The following is a 16,639-nucleotide window of genomic DNA, read 5'->3' on the forward strand; positions in this document are numbered from 1 at the left end:
AAACGTTTTTCTACTAATAATTGGAGATTATTCTTTTCCATAAAGAAAAACCTCTGGAGATCCAGAGGTTTCATTTACGAATGCTGAGGTTCCGTTTCAGTTTGATAGCTGGAACTTTCTTTTTTCTTTCGTTCCCAGAGGATCGTTAAGCTGATAAGGGTAACTAGGATTGTTGCCCCCATATCAGACAGGATGGCAATCCATAACGTTAATAGTCCTGGAATTGTAAGCAGAAGTGCGATCAGCTTTAAACCAAGGGCAAGCGCAATATTAATCCGAATCGTGCGATTAACTCGTTTGGCAATAGATACAGCTTCTGGCAATTTACCAAAGTGATCCTGCATCAATACGATATCTGCTGTTTCAATCGCACTATCTGTTCCTTTACCCATTGCGATTCCTAGGTCAGCTGAAGCGAGGGCTGGGGCATCATTAATGCCATCACCGATCATCGCTACTTTTCCTTCACGCGTAAGCTGTTTCACTTTTTGAACCTTATCTTCCGGTAGAAGACCACCGAAATACGAACTTACGCCAACACGGTGAGCGACTTTCTCTGCTGTCTTCTCATGATCCCCTGTCAGCATAACGGTGTTCTTAATCCCTGCAGTATGAAGGGCCTTAATGACCGATTCACTTTCTTCTCTAATTTCGTCTGCGATGCCAAACATACCTAGGATACTCGTCTCATTTGCTACGATTACAAGCGTTAATCCATCACGTTTCATTTCTTCTATAGATGATTGTATATCGGTAGGGATTGAAACATGCCTAACACTTTTTTCATTTCCTACCCAATACTTTCCCCCATTAACCTCAGCAATAATGCCCTGACCCGAGACGGTTTCGATATTGCTTGCCTCTTTTTCACGATAGGGAAGGTCATTTACTTTCGACATAATCGCTTTTGCCAGCGGATGAGAAGAATGCTTTTCAACAGCTGCAGACACTGTCAGGAAATGTTCCCGATCATATATTTCGTACTTCTCAACGTATGGTGCACCTTTAGTAAGCGTACCGGTCTTATCAAAAGCGAGCGTATCAATTTTGCCCAGCTGCTCAAGATAGACCGATCCTTTTACGAGAATACCGTTACGGGCATTACGGGTAATACCTGAGATATTCGCGATTGGTGACGATAGAATTAGCGCACATGGACAACCTACAATTAGAACAGCCAGTCCTTGATAAAACGACTCTCCCCATATCCCACCTAAGAATAAAGGTGGAACAAGCATAACGAGGGCTGAAATAAGCATAATGATCGGGGTATAATATCTTGAAAAACGATTAATAAAGAGTTCTGTAGGCGTTTTTGTTTCCTGAGCTTCTTCTACTAAATGCAAGATCTTTGCGAGTGAGGAATCTTCATAAGCTTTCGTAATCTTAACACGAAGAATTCCTTCGTTATTAATACTCCCTCCAAAAACCGATTCCCCAGCACCTTTTTCTACAGGCATGGCTTCTCCGGTTATAGCCGCTTCATTTACAGAGCTATTTCCAGTTTCAACTACTCCATCTGATGGAATCTTTGCACCTGATTTAACAAGAACAAGATCGTTTACCTTTAGCTCATTAATGGAGACTGTTTCTTCTCTTCCATTTTTGATTAAAATGGCTTCTTTCGGAGCGATCTTAAGAAGCGATTCCATAGACTTTCTCGCCTTCTCCATCCCAAGCCCTTCAAGGTATTCATTAAGACCAAATAGGATCGCGACAAGAGTTCCTTCCTTCCACTCTCCAATAGATACAGCTCCAATTAAGGCGATGGTCATCAATGCTTCAATATTAAATGTAAGCTTTGTTAAATTTCTTAGTCCTTTAATAAATGTTTGGTAACCGCTCAAAATAATAGCTGCTAGATAAAACGGTACACCTGAAATATTACTCATCCCGTCCAAAAGAAGAGCAAGGATGAAGACACCAGTAGAAATACCAAGATACAACTTTATTTTTGTATGATTATGATTCTGTTCATGATTATGCCCTTCATCTTCTTTAATAAGAGAAGCATGATCTGAAGCTAGAATCTTCTTAACTTGTTCGAGGTTGACTTTCTCATCGAGTTTCAATTTCCCCGAGTTATACTGAATGTGAGCTGTTTCACCATGTTCAAGTTTATGAATCTGTTGTTCGATGCCAGCTGCGCATTTGGGGCATGATAACCCTTTAAGTCGGTACTCTTTCATCGATGTGCACTCCTTTCTTCAACATTTCTTTCTATTCTATATTATTCAATATATGAGCATGTGTTCATATTAAGCTAATTACAATATTACTGAATCTTATGGATGATGTCAAAAGAATTTATGAGAAATCTGAAGGTAAAGAGATAATAAAAGTATTCCCAGACTTGTATACAAAAACAACTCCCTCTTAAAAACTCGTCCTTTTACTTTGCCTATTATTTCATGAATCGCTACGTAAGATAAAGAACCTATAGCAATCCCCATAAAAATACCATTCACGTGATTCGACTGAAGGGATTCCAAGCCTAACCAGGCAGATAGCGCTAAGACAATCGTTACCACGCAAGCAGCCACTAACACAAACACGCCGTTAATTCCACTAATTCTAGTTAGAATATACAGGGCGACCCCTTCTGGTAGATGATGGATGAACAACGCTAGAAGTAGCGCCATTCCAAATTCCCCGCTGTTACTGTTCATTCCAAGCGCAATTCCTACTGGTATATTGTGAGATAGAATAGCAAATACGAATGCGATAAGAGGGAGATAGCTTTTTTCACTAAACTTCACATGGAGGGCGCTATCCATACAAATAAATAAACTTAAAGAAAGCGAAACCCCGACGAGGAGCGCCCAGAAATTAAATAACTGTACGCTCTCCGGTATCAATTCAAGTGAAATAACACCGATTAACATTCCCCCACAGATTAAATAGAGCGCTTCTAAACGATGCTGATAATATGTATAAGCCCACAAACCTGCAGCTGAGCCAAGGATCAACCCGCCAAAACCAATGAAAAAAAGATTAATCAAAGTAGGGATTATCATCGGTTCATATCACTCCTTTTTTGCTATGGAGGGGTCAGACATGTGTCTGATCCCCATCAGCGCATTATATTAACAGGAGCGGAAACTTATGATTTAAAAAGCCGGAGAAAGGATTCCTCCTCTTCTCCGGCTTACTGTTTAAACGATATCATATCCCTGTTCTTCGACTGCTTCATTCATGGCTGAGACAGAGACAGTAGAAGGATCATACGAAACATTTGCTGTGCCTTCTTCTAAATTCACTTCCACATCCGAGACTCCTTCAAGTTCTTTCAACGCTGTTTTTACAGCAGATTTACAGTGACCACATGTCATACCTTCGATTTTCAGTGTAGATTGTTCCATTATCATTCTCCTTCCATGAAATAGTTAAAGCTTAATACGTTTTAAGCGAAGCGAATTTGTCACAACGGATACGGAACTGAACGCCATCGCTGCTCCTGCCACCCACGGTGCTAATAGACCAATAGCGGCAATTGGAACACCAATCGAATTATAGAATAGCGCCCAGAATAAATTCTGACGGATATTACGCATCGTTTTCCGACTTAAGTGAATCGCTTTTGGAATATGTTCAAGATCTCCGCCAACGAGTGTAACGTCTGCGGTTTCAATCGCAACGTCTGTTCCAGTTCCAATCGCCATTCCAATGTCAGCCGTAGCAAGAGCTGGGGCATCATTAATGCCATCTCCAACCATTGCAACCCTCTTCCCTTGCTCCTGTAATTCCTTCACTTTATTTGCTTTTTCCTCAGGCAGGACTTCCGCAAACACACCGTTTAGCTCAACCTGTTTACCAATGGCTTCAGCAGTTCGTCTGTTATCACCAGTAATCATGTACACGTCGATACCAAGCGAGCGCAACTCTCGGATCGCATTTTTTGAAGTCTCTTTAACGGTGTCTGCTACTGCAATAATCCCCTGCACTTCACCATCAAACGCAATAAACATTGCGGTCTTACCTTCAGTTTCAAATTCAGCCATTTGCTCTTCAAATTGAGAGAACGCAATTTGCTCCCGCTTCATAAGCTTTCTCGTACCTACAAAAATCTGCTTCTCTTGAACAGCAGCCACAATACCATGGCCAGGTACCGCCTCAAACTGTTCTGCTTCTTCTACCTTTACCTCTTTCTCCAATCCGTATTGAACAATCGATCTTGCCAGAGGGTGCTCCGATGCTTTTTCTGCCGCAATCAATCGTTTTAAAACGTTCTTCTCATCATCTCCAAATACGATAAAATCGGTCACTTCTGGCTTCCCTTTTGTGATCGTTCCTGTTTTATCAAGCAAGATCGCATCAACCTTATGGGTTCCTTCCAGAAATTCCCCGCCTTTGAAAAGAATCCCCTGCTCAGCACCTTTTCCAGTCCCTACCATAATTGAGGTTGGTGTTGCTAAACCGAGCGCACAAGGGCAGGCAATCACAAGTACAGCAATCCCTGCTTCTAGAGCCTGTGGTAAATTGTATGGATCAACAAGGAAATACCAGACAAGAAACGTAATCGCTGCAATCGCAACTACAATTGGAACAAAAATTCCTGAAATTACGTCTGCCATTCTTTGAATTGGGGCCTTTGACCCTTGAGCTTCTTCCACAATTCTTATTATTCCAGCAAGCGCAGTATCTTTACCAACCTTCTCTGCCCTCATCGTTAACGTGCCATTTTCATTCATTGTAGAACCGATCACACTTGAACCTTCAGCTTTTTCAATCGGAATCGATTCTCCAGTTATCATGGATTCATCTACTGATGAAGCTCCCTTTTTAACGATACCGTCTACAGGGATTTTCTCACCAGGACGAACGACGATCATATCACCGACTTGAACTTGATCAACAGGCACCTTTACTTCAACACCCTCACGAATTACACTTGCTTCTTTCGCCTGAAGATTAAGAAGCTTTGTGATCGCCTGTGTTGTTCTTCCTTTCGCAAGGTCCTCAAATAGCTTTCCGACTAAAATAAGCGTAATGAGAATCGCGCTTGTTTCAAAATATAAAGAAGGATTGTAAGATGGATTAAGGTAACTTCTGATCCCTTCAATGACGCTGTAAAAATAAGCTGCTGATGTTCCAAGCGCTACCAGAACATCCATATTCGCACTTTTGTTTACCAGTACACGATAGGCCCCTGTATAAAATGGAGCGCCGATGTAGAACTGAACCGGTGTTGCCAGAAGAAACTGAAACCACCCCATCATCAGTAATTCCGGTACCGGAATAGCCGTATCGAATGGAAGGTGAGCAAGCATCGTGTATAACAATGGCAACGACAGGATAGCAGAAATCATTAAATGAAGCTTTTTCTTCTTTATCTCTTCATCCTTATGGGACTTCTGATCGTCTCGATCTTTCTTTACTACCGCTTCATACCCTAATTTCTTAACCTTTTGTAAAATATCATCGATTGTAATTGCACCAGGTTGATAGTCGACTACACCAGATTCAGTTGTCAAATTTACAAATGCCGTGTCCACACCTGTCGTACGATTCAATCCTTTTTCAATCCGGGTTGAACAAGCCGCACAAGTCATTCCATGGATATCAAGCTCAACTCTTTCTTTACGAACACCATACCCTAGTTTTTCAATTTTGCTAACAATATCCTCTGTCTTTACCTTCTCCCCATCATACGTGACGCTTGCTTTTTCCATCGTGAGATTGACGTTTGCTTCAACGCCATCCATCTTATTTAATACTTTCTCAATTCTTGATGAACATGACGCACAGGTCATACCGGTTACATCAAGAGACAACTGCTTCCTAGTACCCAAAGCTCTCACCTCCTTATTTGGAGAATTGTTGGATCACCTTCATTAATTCCTCAATATGATGATCACCGTCACCTTCTTGTATCGAACTCGCTACACACGTTTTCGTATGTCGCTCGAGTAACGTATACCCAACCTTTTTTAATGCAGCTTGAATGGCTGATAGCTGGATAAGGATATCAACACAATACCGATCATCCCCGACCATCTTTTGTATACCACGTATTTGACCTTCAATTCGCTTTAATCGATTCTGTAGCTGTTGCTTTTCTTCTTCCGTTCTTGGTTCAGAGGGACGCTTATCTGGTTGCACTGAGAGGTTTTCTTCTTCCAAACCGATCAACTCCTTCTGGTTTTCTTACAACCAATATACCCCCCTTAGGTATAAGAGTCAACTACAATGCTCCTCTTTTATCCAAAGAAAAAATCCTGCATTTTAGCAGGATATATAGATTGACGGTTGTTCTTTCCTTTATCCCCGCTCGAGTGGTAGCGTCATACAACGGATACCTCCGCCTCCATTTTCGAGCTCATTAACCTCTACTTCCACTAATTTTTTCTTTTTCAATGTTGGATGGTTTTTAAATAGGCTTTTGTTAGCTTTCGTACTAATCAATATGGTTTCAGGATTCAGGTTTAAGAAATTGATATCCGCAATGGTATGTTTGATATGCTCTATCCACTCTACAGCAAACCCGTGCCTGTTCAAAAAGTCACCTGTCATTTGAAAGCTAAACCCATCTTCTCTCCGAACCAGAACAGGAAAATAACTCATATAGCTTTTCGCAATAAACACGTCAGCCCCCGCTACATTACCATTCATATCAAGGTGCATCGTATCAGGGCGTCTCGGTAAATCGATAAGCCCAATTTCTGAAAATCCAGCTTGAAATAAATGCCCTTGCAACGCTTCCACACTCTCAATGCTTGTCCGAATACCCGTATTAATGAAGACGGCATCTTTATTCAATACCATCACATCTCCGTATTCCAGAGCTTTTAACTTATTATTGGCTTGAATGAGGAACTTCTTTTCATCAAACCACTCCTGGAAAATCCGATGAGACTGAAAATATTCCGGACGCCTCATCGATGTGCCAGCAGCCCCAGGAAGAAGGATGTGCCCAAACACACAGGCGAGATCACGCACAAAGCACCGATTAATTAGCTTCTCGTTAAGCGCTAAGTCATCTGTCGATAAATAAGTGGAGTAATCCACTACTATGACTCCCGCTTTCTCCATTACGCTAACCATCTCTTCATGGTTCCTTCTTGCCTTTTCTTGATCGACCTGCTTTTCCCACTGCACGTCCGTTGCTGTTTGTTGATCAGAAACTTCTAAAATCGAGGGAGAACATACAACTACCGTTTTCAACTCATCTTGTTCATTCCAGCAGTTTAGATTGAACTTCATCGCTTTAGCTCCTTTATGACTCATCATCTTTCTTACTGTCTCCTCTAAAAGAAAAAGGATACTTTCTCGGGTCAAGTATAGCGATCCAAAATGCTGGTTCCTCCGTAATGATTGCCTATTTACTAACAGGGTGTGGAACGTGGATTGTGTATCAAGCTCTCGCTAACATGAGTGCCAAACATCCTGAGAAAGGATCATTTCGTACATACGCTAAACAAGCTTTTGGTTCATGGGCAGGTTTTAGCAACGGCTGGGTTTACTGGTCATCCGAAATGCTTATCACGGAAGCCAACTAACCGCTCTTGCGATATTCGCTCAGTTCTGGTTCCCCAACGTTCCGATCTGGATAACCGCATCCATTTTTGCAGCACTTGGCCTTGTAATTATTTTAGTAGGAGTTCAGCTTGTAGAACGAATGGAGAACCTTTTCGGTATTATGGAGGTCGCCGCCATCGTAATGTTCTTGATCACCGGTGCAGCGGCACTACTTGGTTGGCTCGATCCACTGGAGAGTTCAGCCTCACCTCAAACGCCATCGTTATTTTCAACTAACGGGGTCGGGCTATGGATTGCACTGCTTTACGCATTCTATGCGTTTGGCGGTATTGAGGTCATGGGGTTGATGGCACAGGAGTTAAAGGATCCAAAAGACGCACCAAAAGCCGGAAAGATCATGTTATCGATATTAACGATTATCTATGTTTTGTCATTTGCTTTAGTATTGAAACTCACTCCAACTAAGGAATTAACCTTGATGAAAGTCCTTTTCTCACAGCCTTAACACAATATGATCTACCGTGGATTCAACACGTGTTTAACGCTATTTTAATCATTGCTGGATTTTCAACGATGGTTGCTTCTTTATTTGCCGTCACTTCTATGGTCGTTACGCTCGCAGAAGAAGGTGACGCTCCTGCCTTTTTCGCAAAAAAAAGCAGAAAGGTCTCGCTTCCTGCTTTTGGACTGACCACACTGCTTGTTATAATTTCGATTGGAATAGCATTGCTTCTACCCGAGAATATTTTCGAATACATGACCACTGCTGCTGGATTAATACTCCTGTATAACTGGGTTTTCATTCTTTTTTCTTACCAAAAGCTAATGGCAAACACTAAGAGTGACTATATTAAATTCGTGCTGGCTTTATTCTGATTTTCATAGCTGTCATCGGAACACTATTTGATCAGATCAGTCGAGCTGGTTTTTTTGCGAGTATCGGTTTTATCCTCATCATAGCCGCTGCTACTTATTTTAAGCTGAAGAGAAAGCCAAGTTATGAACGGATTCCCTTCCATTTATTCTTCAATGCAGTAAAGGGACATTTAGATAGTGAAGAATCATCATCAGATAAGAAATACTGCTCCCACTCATAATTATCCTGCTCTCCATACCACTTTAACGCTGGATGAGCCTCAATCCCATCATACGAAAGAAGTCGTTTGCGAATCGCCTTCTTTAGCTTCTTTCCAAACGCGGTCTCCGCATTGATCTCATCAAACACCCACCGAGGTTGAAAAGCAATAAGAAAGTAGGGAAAGTGTCGACTTTTCCTAACCGAATGGGCAGGTGTTGCACAGAAAGCAAAATAAGGTTCCCCATTAAAACAGAACTCCCATTCAGAATTATGTGGGTCTTTCGGTATGTGTCCTGGCCATGGTTTCTCATCCAATTCATGAACTTTATTTATAAGAGTCCAGAATAATGATTGAAACTTGTCTACACTTGCTTCTTGTGGGGCAATCAACCTTGAATCAAATAACACAACCAGCGATGTATACTTCCCAGTATCCCGCGAAACTTCACTGTATTGCTTTAATAATATTCCTAATTGATTACTTGATTCATCATCTTGTGGATCACCCGCAAAACCAAAACGTAGTGTGTCGTTATGAAACCCCAGCTTGCCTGGAATACATGGATATGGGTTTTCGTTATCTTCAATCATTTCTTTAAAATAGGTAAAGGCGGAAAACTTCCAGTCATCAAATTCTTCTCGATGTCCTTCAATCCATCTCTTTGTATACAACTCCATAAATGCGCCCTCCTTAATCCTATACGCGTTATCCTATTAGGAGGGAAAACATTAGGTGTCTGTCTATCCAATTAACATTCTGATGGCCTGACCACCAAAATAAATGCCAAATCCGATTAAGATCAATCCTGAAAGTATTGAAATTCGCTTTAGAATTTCAGGATTAATCCAAACCCTCGCATCTGTCGCAACAGTAGCCATTGTTAGATCCCATGCTGCAATACCAATAAATATCCCAAAGCTATAAACGAGAAGCTGTGAGGTTCCATATACGTTTGTGCAAGAATCGATCCATAAATCCCCAACCAGAATAAAATATTTAACGGATTCGATATGGCCATAAAGAAACCGATTCGAAACGATTTAATGTTTGTTTCCTGACCACCATCTTTCCGCTCCCCTACAATAGAATCAGATTTCATAATGCTTTCAATTCCGGTATACGTTAATACAAAAAAACCAAATAACCATAGGAATGTTTTCATAAATGGCGTATCGACAATATGCGCAAGTCCAAAGTAAATGAGCATCATAAAAATTCCGTCCGCTACCATAGCTCCAAACCCTACCAGCCAGGCATTCATAAATCCGAAACGAATCCCTCTGTCCAACTGTCCTGCATTGATCGGTCCCATTGGTGCTGATAGAGACAATCCCAACAATATATAACTGACGAAAAATGCTCATATTCAACCACCCTTCAGCTTATTCCGTATCAGTCTATTCGGACATGCCTGTAAGTATTAATTCCGTTTCACACCAAAAAAAGCTTGAACGCATCAGCGCTCAAGCTTTCCTTATTACTGCATTCTGCCCTGTTGGACCGGTGCATAGCTTTGAAGCATTGTATTCATATCCTGCTCCATTAGTTGGGGTACCTGATAATAACCATGTTTGTTCTGGTAAAGAAAGATTTCATAACTCTGTTCAATAAAATTCGGTACACTATCAGCCACAACGCGGCGGAGCACAGGATTTGTCATCTCAAGAGCGGTCATCGTTAAAAGAGAAGCTAATGATTTCGTATGCCCCAGCATATAAGCTGATAATCCCTGATCTGATAGATCGTTCACAGACTGATTCGGCTTCTTAGGCTGACCGGGCTTAACCCCATACACCACATCATTGTTTTGCTGCATCTTATATTGCTGAGTTGGTGTCATAGGATCTTGACCTGTTTGAAAGCTTTGGACAATCGTATTGTACATTGTTATTACAAACGAAGATTGGCGCTGCAGAATCCCCTTCAATTCTGGATCCTGAATGTGCTGATCATACATCTGGTATTGATCCAGCATATTGATAATTCCCGCAATAACCTCATGGGCATCAAATAATTCATGCCCTCCGTGATTGTGATTTTGAATGGAATTTGTGTTCTGCGCCATTGGAGTGCTAGTTTGCATCTGCTGATTCACTTGGGTTGGACGCTGCATTTGTATTCCTCCTTCTTAAGGTTAGGTACAGCTTTTACTATCTCCAACTTCCTTCTAACAGATGTACGACGGCAAAGAAAGAACGACCATTTCAGTTCGAAATGACCGTTCTCTCAAATAAATATCTATTCAACAGTTACTGATTTTGCAAGGTTTCTTGGCTTATCCACGTCACATTCTCTGTGCAGTGCTGCATAGTATGCAAGCAGTTGAAGCGGCACAACAGATGCAAGCGGTGTAAGGTGCTCATGAACCTCATCAAGAACAATAGTGTCGCCTTCTTCATCAAGACCCGCTAGCGAGATAATACATGGTGAAGCTCCACGAGAAACAACTTCCTGTACGTTTGAACGGATGCTTCCGTTAACGTGTTTTTGGGTCGCAAGTGCGATAACAGGCGTTCCTTTTTCAATAAGAGCAATTGTACCGTGCTTCAACTCACCACCAGCAAAGCCTTCAGCTTGAATGTAGGAAATCTCTTTAAGCTTAAGTGCTCCTTCAAGACATACATAATAATCGACTCCACGGCCAATAAAGAACGCATTACGTGAAACAGAAAGGAAATTACGCGCAACGCCCTCGATCATTTCCTTCTGATCAATCATTGACTCCATTGCAGTCGCGACAATACCAAGCTCCTGAATAGGGTTGAAGTCAAGCTTCATTCCTTTAGCCTGTGCAGTATCTACAGCGAGTAGTGTTAGTACTGCCATTTGTGCAGTGTATGCTTTGGTTGAAGCAACTGCGATTTCAGGCCCTGCATGCGTGTGAAGTGTATAATCTGCTTCACGAGAAAGCGTTGATCCTGGTACGTTTGTAATCGTAAGCGACTTGAAACCCTTTTTCTTCACGTTTACAAGTACTCCACGGCTGTCTGCTGTTTCACCACTTTGTGAAATAAAGATAAAGAGTGGTTTCTTTGAAACAAGCGGCATGTTGTAAAGGAACTCACTTGCAATATGCACCTCAACAGGCACCTCTGCAATATTCTCAATAAGTTGTTTACCAACAAGACCTGCATTGTAACTTGTGCCACATGCAATGATGTAAATGCGATCGGATTCCTTCATAGCTTCACGAATATCTTCATCGAGTTTGATGTTATCATTGTCATCTTTATACTTCGTAATGATGTTACGAATCGCAAGCGGTTGCTCGTCGATTTCTTTCAGCATATAGTGAGGATACGTTCCCTTTTCGATATCACTAGCATCAATTTCTGCAGTGAATGGCTCGCGCTCCATCACATTGCCGTTCATATCTTTAATCGTGACAGAATCACGTTTTACAATCACAACTTCTTCATCCATAAGTTCGATGAATTTGCTAGTTACTTGCAGCATTGCCATTGAATCACTTGCCACTACGTTGAACTCATCACCAATTCCAACAAGAAGTGGGCTTTTATTCTTCGCTACGTATAATGTTTCTGGATTTTCATTGTCAATTAGTGCAAGTGCATAAGAGCCATGAAGTTCTTTCAATGTCTGATGGAAAGCATCCTCCACAGTCATATTTTGTTCATCGACAAGGTTTGCAATCAGTTGAACAACAACTTCAGTGTCTGTTGCACTTACAAAATCAACTTCGGATAAGAAGTCACGTTTGATTTGTTGATAGTTTTCAATTACACCGTTATGAACAAGTGTGAAACGTTCAGTAGTGCTCTGATGTGGGTGAGCATTCACCTGACTTGGTTCACCGTGTGTTGCCCAGCGTGTATGTCCAATACCTGCTGTTGCTTCCACACTTGTATCCACCGCTTTTCTAAGATCGGCTATGCGGCCTTTCTCTTTAAAAAGGTGTAGTCCACCGTCATTAAGAAGCGCAATACCAGCTGAGTCGTACCCACGGTATTCAAGCTTCTCCAGACCTCGTAATAGAATTTCTTTAGCATCCTGATTTCCAATATATCCAACAATACCACACATGTAAAAGTCCTCCTTCAGTTGAAGGAGCAGGCGTACAGCGGGGCAGACCTGCCCCTTCTTTTCCGATTAATAGCTTTTTGTCACCATGGCTTTGCTTTTGTTCAGAAAGTCACCTCTCTGTTTTTCACAAAACCGTTCGATTGTGGTGTAGCAATCGAGAGGTATCCGCCGATGATCGATAAACCTCTTCCTCGTCAACTGCTTTCTTCCGTTCGAAAACAGTCCAGGCGCTTTTAATTACAAACTAACCTAACTCCCCTCTCTTTCCCTTCTTGAATAAGTTTAAACATAACTATTATACTACATCAATTGTAAAATGCTGGTCAATTCTTTTTTTCATTTTGTTTCATTAACTTTCAATACGAGAGAAAGGGTTATTAAAGATATTAAAATGTATGCATATGTGGCTTGATCTGTGCCACATATGCATACCATTCGTACAAAGTGTGCGTTTTTGTCGATTAAGCGCCAAGTTCCTGCTCAACCATCTTTACAACACGGTCTACGTATTCTTCACAGAGCTCTTTTGTTGGAGCTTCAGCCATAACGCGTACTAGTGGTTCTGTGCCTGAAGGACGAACCAGAATTCGGCCTTCGCCGTTCATATCGCTCTCAACCTGCTGAATCGTTTCTTGAATATGCTCGTTCGTATCCACTTTTGTTTTATCCGTTACTCTTACGTTCACAAGCGATTGCGGATATTTCGTCATTTCACCTGCAAGCTCTGATAAAGATTTATTGGTTACTTTTATAATGTTAGCTAGTTGAAGCGCCGAGAGCATGCCATCGCCGGTTGTAATATGATCAAGGAAGATAATATGCCCAGACTGTTCACCACCAAGGTTATAGCCTTCTTTACGCATCTCTTCCATTACATAGCGGTCGCCAACTTTTGTTTGAAGTGACGTGACACCTGCTTCTTCCATTCCTTTATGGAAACCAAGGTTACTCATCACTGTAGAGACAACCGTGTCATGGCGAAGACGCTTCTGGTCTTTCATAAACTTAGCAACGATAAACATGATTTGATCGCCATCAACGATTTCTCCATTTTCATCTACTGCAATCAGGCGATCGCCATCTCCATCAAACGCAAATCCGAGATCGGCATTTTTTTCTTTTACGAACTCGGCGAGCGTTTCAGGATGCGTTGAACCTACGCCATCATTAATATTTGTTCCTGTCGGATTTGTACCGATTGTAGAGATATCTGCCTCAAGATCTGCAAACAAGTGAGCTGCGAGAGATGATGTTGCACCGTGTGCACAGTCAAGCGCAATGTGAAGACCAGAAAAATCTTCATCCACAGTTTGCTTTAAGTATTGAAGATATTTCTGACAACCCTCGAAATAGTCACTTACAATCCCAAGATCTGATCCAGTAGGACGCGGAACCGTATCTTCATCGCCATCAATAAGCGCCTCAATTTCGTCTTCTTGAGCATCAAGAAGCTTAAAGCCATCCGGGCCAAAGAACTTAATACCATTATCTCCAACTGGATTATGAGAAGCAGAAATCATCACACCAGCTTGCGCACTAAGTGCCTTTGTCAAATGAGCAACTCCCGGAGTTGATATAACACCAAGACGCATGACTTCAGCGCCTATGGACAATAGTCCTGCAACTAATGCACCTTCCAGCATATATCCTGAAATGCGTGTATCACGCCCGATTAAAATTTTAGGTTTTTGTGCATCTTTCGTTAATACATATCCACCAAAACGGCCAAGTTTAAATGCAAGTTCAGGAGTTAGCTCAGTGTTTGCTATACCTCGCACACCATCTGTACCAAAATATTTTCCCATCGTTATATTCTCTCCTTTATTATCATGCAATTCGTAATACTAGGATGTACTATTTTCTATCGTAAGAGTGACCTTTTTAGGTGAACCGGTCCAACGAACATAGGATGGTCCGTTCCATTGTAAATTCAATTCATGATTACCTTCAGAAAGCCCGCTTGCATCAATATAAGCCTGAAAATCATTGGTTTGAACATTTTCAAGCACACTGGCATCACCATACAAAGTCATATCAGTGACACCATTGTCTGGTTCTGAAACATTGGCAGTTAGCCCTTCAGACACGCCGGTAACCTCAATGGGAACGTCATTGAAAGCTCTCTCATCCTCTTTGCCTACTTTAATCGTTGCTTTAACTTTTTCCGGATCAACTTTCTTCATACCTTCCGGAACAGGAATATCAAGTTCAACTGTTGTATCTTTCGAAATATCTGATAGATCTAACGGAATACCATCCAAAAATTCCAATTTTTCGAGATCTTCCCGAGGTCCAAATACGGATACTTCAGCAGGATCAAGTTCAATTGACGAGATGCTGATCCCTTCAGGAAGCTTCCCCTCCTGATCAAGCTTAATCGGTACTTTCTTGAAAGGTGCTTTTATCGGTACTTTCACATCAACCACTGCTGGATCAATCGAAAGCCCCTGTATTTCATCCATATTCGCATCATACACGTTCAGTGTAATCCGTTCATTGACCTCTTCCTTAGCACCACTTACATCAACATACCCTCTAACAAAAGCAACTTTTTCAAGCTTCGACCTCGCCCCCGTCACAGTAACTGTTTTAGGAGATACGATTGGCTCTTCGGTTGTATAACCTTCTGGAAGCTCTTCTTGTTTTAGCAAGTTAATACCAGCCTGAAAGTTAGTTGCTTTCTTTTCTTCAATCGTCACCGAAACTCTGACTGGATCAATGGTCACATCTACATTCTCAGGAAAATCGCGGTGTTTCACCGTGACAAGATGCTGCCCTGGTGTTAAATTACGCAAATCTACATAAATTTCTTTGTTGGTAAGCTTTGAAAGCATAACACCATCTGTACGACCTTCGACAATCACATCTACCGTTTCAGGTAGATCAGATACCACCACATTTTCCTCATCATACAGAATTTCAAGTTCCATGTCAGTTATTCGTTCAGTTTCGGACTCCGGCTCTAGAAAGCTTTCTCCCCTCGATGTCGTAGATGCATCCGGCATAGCGACAATTGTGTAGAGCATAAGAGCGAGAAGAAAAGAGATGATTTTGACAAACCAGTTACTCGTTAACAATTTGTCCATTACTTTTTCCCCCTCCAATTGCTAAAGCGGTTGGAAGTCTCGGTTTTCGAAATAGCAGGGTTTAATTCTGTAATCAGTAACTCTCGTAATACTTCCTCAGATAAATTTCGATGGAGTTCTCCATTCTTTGTCAGGGAGATGCTCCCAGTCTCTTCAGAAACCACCAGAGTAAGGCTGTCTGTAACTTCGCTAATGCCGAGCGCTGCTCGGTGTCTTGTTCCAAGCTCTTTCGATATAAAAGGACTCTCGGATAATGGTAAGTAGCAGGCTGCAGCTAGAATTTCATCTTTTTTCATAATGACTGCTCCATCATGCAGTGGTGTATTTGGTATAAAAATATTAATTAGAAGTTCTGAAGTCAGTTTAGCATTCATAGGAATTCCAGTCTCTACATAATCATTTAGTCCTGTTTCCCGCTCAATAGAGATCAGTGCACCAATACGACGTTTTCCCATATATGAAGAAGATTTAATGATCGCTTCGACCATCTTGTTAGTCTCTTCTTCCTCAACGGCTGATCGAGTAAAAAATCGCCCTCTCCCTAGTTGTTCAAGAGCTCTTCGTAACTCTGGTTGAAATATAATAATGATAGCGAGAAGACCATAGAGAACCACCCGTTCCAATATCCAGTGCAGGGTATTGAGCTCGAAAAAGCTGCTTAAAAACCATGCTGCAATAATCACTGTTATTCCCTTTAAGAGCTGAACAGCTTTAGTGCCTCGAATGAGCATAATAATCTTATATATCACATAGGTAACAAGTAAAATGTCTATTATTTCAGTTATGTAATCAAATACATTAACATTTGCAACAGGCAGCACGGCTCTTCCTCCAAACGTATTGTATTTAGCCTGATGTACACTTCAATACTTTGCTAAAATACATTTATAACTTTTTAATTATATCACAAATATCACACGTTCAAAAAACAGCACATTTTCTCTTATACTA

At 41.4% G+C, this 16,639-nt stretch carries 13 protein-coding genes and 2 pseudogenes; 2 read left to right on the plus strand and 13 right to left on the minus strand.

Annotated features, from left to right (window positions below):
• Positions 1–74 precede the first annotated feature (74 nt).
• From ABFG93_RS10495 to ABFG93_RS10520, 6 genes are all read right to left on the minus strand, one after another.
• Positions 75–2,189, minus strand: coding sequence for a heavy metal translocating P-type ATPase (locus ABFG93_RS10495; protein ID WP_347552691.1), 2,115 nt, complete (start codon positions 2,187–2,189; stop codon positions 75–77).
• A gap of 108 nt (positions 2,190–2,297) precedes the next feature.
• The gene (locus ABFG93_RS10500) at positions 2,298–3,017 is read right to left on the minus strand and encodes a ZIP family metal transporter (protein WP_347552692.1); all 720 of its coding nucleotides are present in this window, start codon (positions 3,015–3,017) and stop codon (positions 2,298–2,300) included.
• Positions 3,018–3,155: 138 nt separating this feature from the next.
• On the minus strand, positions 3,156–3,362 hold the full coding sequence (gene copZ, locus ABFG93_RS10505) for a copper chaperone CopZ (protein WP_347552693.1): 207 nt from the start codon (positions 3,360–3,362) through the stop codon (positions 3,156–3,158).
• A gap of 24 nt (positions 3,363–3,386) precedes the next feature.
• Positions 3,387–5,792 (minus strand): heavy metal translocating P-type ATPase, encoded by a 2,406-nt coding sequence (locus ABFG93_RS10510; protein ID WP_347552694.1) that lies wholly within the window; start codon positions 5,790–5,792, stop codon positions 3,387–3,389.
• Positions 5,793–5,805: 13 nt separating this feature from the next.
• Complete coding sequence (locus tag ABFG93_RS10515) at positions 5,806–6,123, minus strand: metal-sensing transcriptional repressor (protein WP_347552695.1); 318 nt, start codon at positions 6,121–6,123, stop codon at positions 5,806–5,808.
• A gap of 138 nt (positions 6,124–6,261) precedes the next feature.
• A complete protein-coding gene (locus ABFG93_RS10520) occupies positions 6,262–7,230 on the minus strand; it encodes an arginine deiminase family protein (protein WP_347552696.1) in 969 nt (322 codons plus the stop codon).
• Positions 7,231–7,310: 80 nt separating this feature from the next.
• On the opposite strand from ABFG93_RS10520, the gene ABFG93_RS10525 reads away from it, so the two are divergent.
• Together ABFG93_RS10525 and ABFG93_RS10530 are read left to right on the plus strand one after the other, a co-directional pair.
• Complete coding sequence (locus ABFG93_RS10525) at positions 7,311–7,499, plus strand: hypothetical protein (protein ID WP_347552697.1); 189 nt, start codon at positions 7,311–7,313, stop codon at positions 7,497–7,499.
• A 44-nt stretch (positions 7,500–7,543) separates the two neighbouring features.
• Positions 7,544–8,355: pseudogene (locus ABFG93_RS10530) on the plus strand (amino acid permease).
• A 121-nt stretch (positions 8,356–8,476) separates the two neighbouring features.
• Here ABFG93_RS10530 and ABFG93_RS10535 read toward each other — a convergent pair.
• The 7 genes and pseudogenes from ABFG93_RS10535 to cdaA all read right to left on the minus strand — a co-directional run bounded on the left by ABFG93_RS10535 (position 8,477) and on the right by cdaA (position 16,506).
• On the minus strand, positions 8,477–9,235 hold the full coding sequence (locus tag ABFG93_RS10535; protein WP_347552698.1) for a YqcI/YcgG family protein: 759 nt from the start codon (positions 9,233–9,235) through the stop codon (positions 8,477–8,479).
• Between the two features lie 63 nt (positions 9,236–9,298).
• Positions 9,299–9,870 (minus strand): annotated as a pseudogene (locus ABFG93_RS10540) (LysE family transporter).
• 165 nt (positions 9,871–10,035) lie between these two features.
• A complete protein-coding gene (locus ABFG93_RS10545) occupies positions 10,036–10,671 on the minus strand; it encodes a spore coat protein (protein WP_431522070.1) in 636 nt (211 codons plus the stop codon).
• Positions 10,672–10,796: 125 nt separating this feature from the next.
• Positions 10,797–12,602: a glutamine--fructose-6-phosphate transaminase (isomerizing) gene (glmS, locus tag ABFG93_RS10550; RefSeq protein ID WP_347552699.1), complete on the minus strand. Its 1,806-nt coding sequence runs from the start codon at positions 12,600–12,602 to the stop codon at positions 10,797–10,799.
• A gap of 461 nt (positions 12,603–13,063) precedes the next feature.
• On the minus strand, positions 13,064–14,407 hold the full coding sequence (glmM, locus tag ABFG93_RS10555; protein ID WP_347552700.1) for a phosphoglucosamine mutase: 1,344 nt from the start codon (positions 14,405–14,407) through the stop codon (positions 13,064–13,066).
• Between the two features lie 39 nt (positions 14,408–14,446).
• A complete protein-coding gene (locus ABFG93_RS10560) occupies positions 14,447–15,688 on the minus strand; it encodes a CdaR family protein (protein ID WP_347552701.1) in 1,242 nt (413 codons plus the stop codon).
• Complete coding sequence (gene cdaA, locus ABFG93_RS10565) at positions 15,688–16,506, minus strand: diadenylate cyclase CdaA (RefSeq protein ID WP_347552812.1); 819 nt, start codon at positions 16,504–16,506, stop codon at positions 15,688–15,690. Before cdaA ends, ABFG93_RS10560 begins: the two co-directional genes overlap by 1 nt.
• Positions 16,507–16,639: the final 133 nt, after the last annotated feature.

The organism is Pseudalkalibacillus hwajinpoensis (assembly GCF_039851965.1).
In the GTDB taxonomy this organism is placed as follows: domain Bacteria; phylum Bacillota; class Bacilli; order Bacillales; family Guptibacillaceae; genus Guptibacillus; species Guptibacillus hwajinpoensis_E.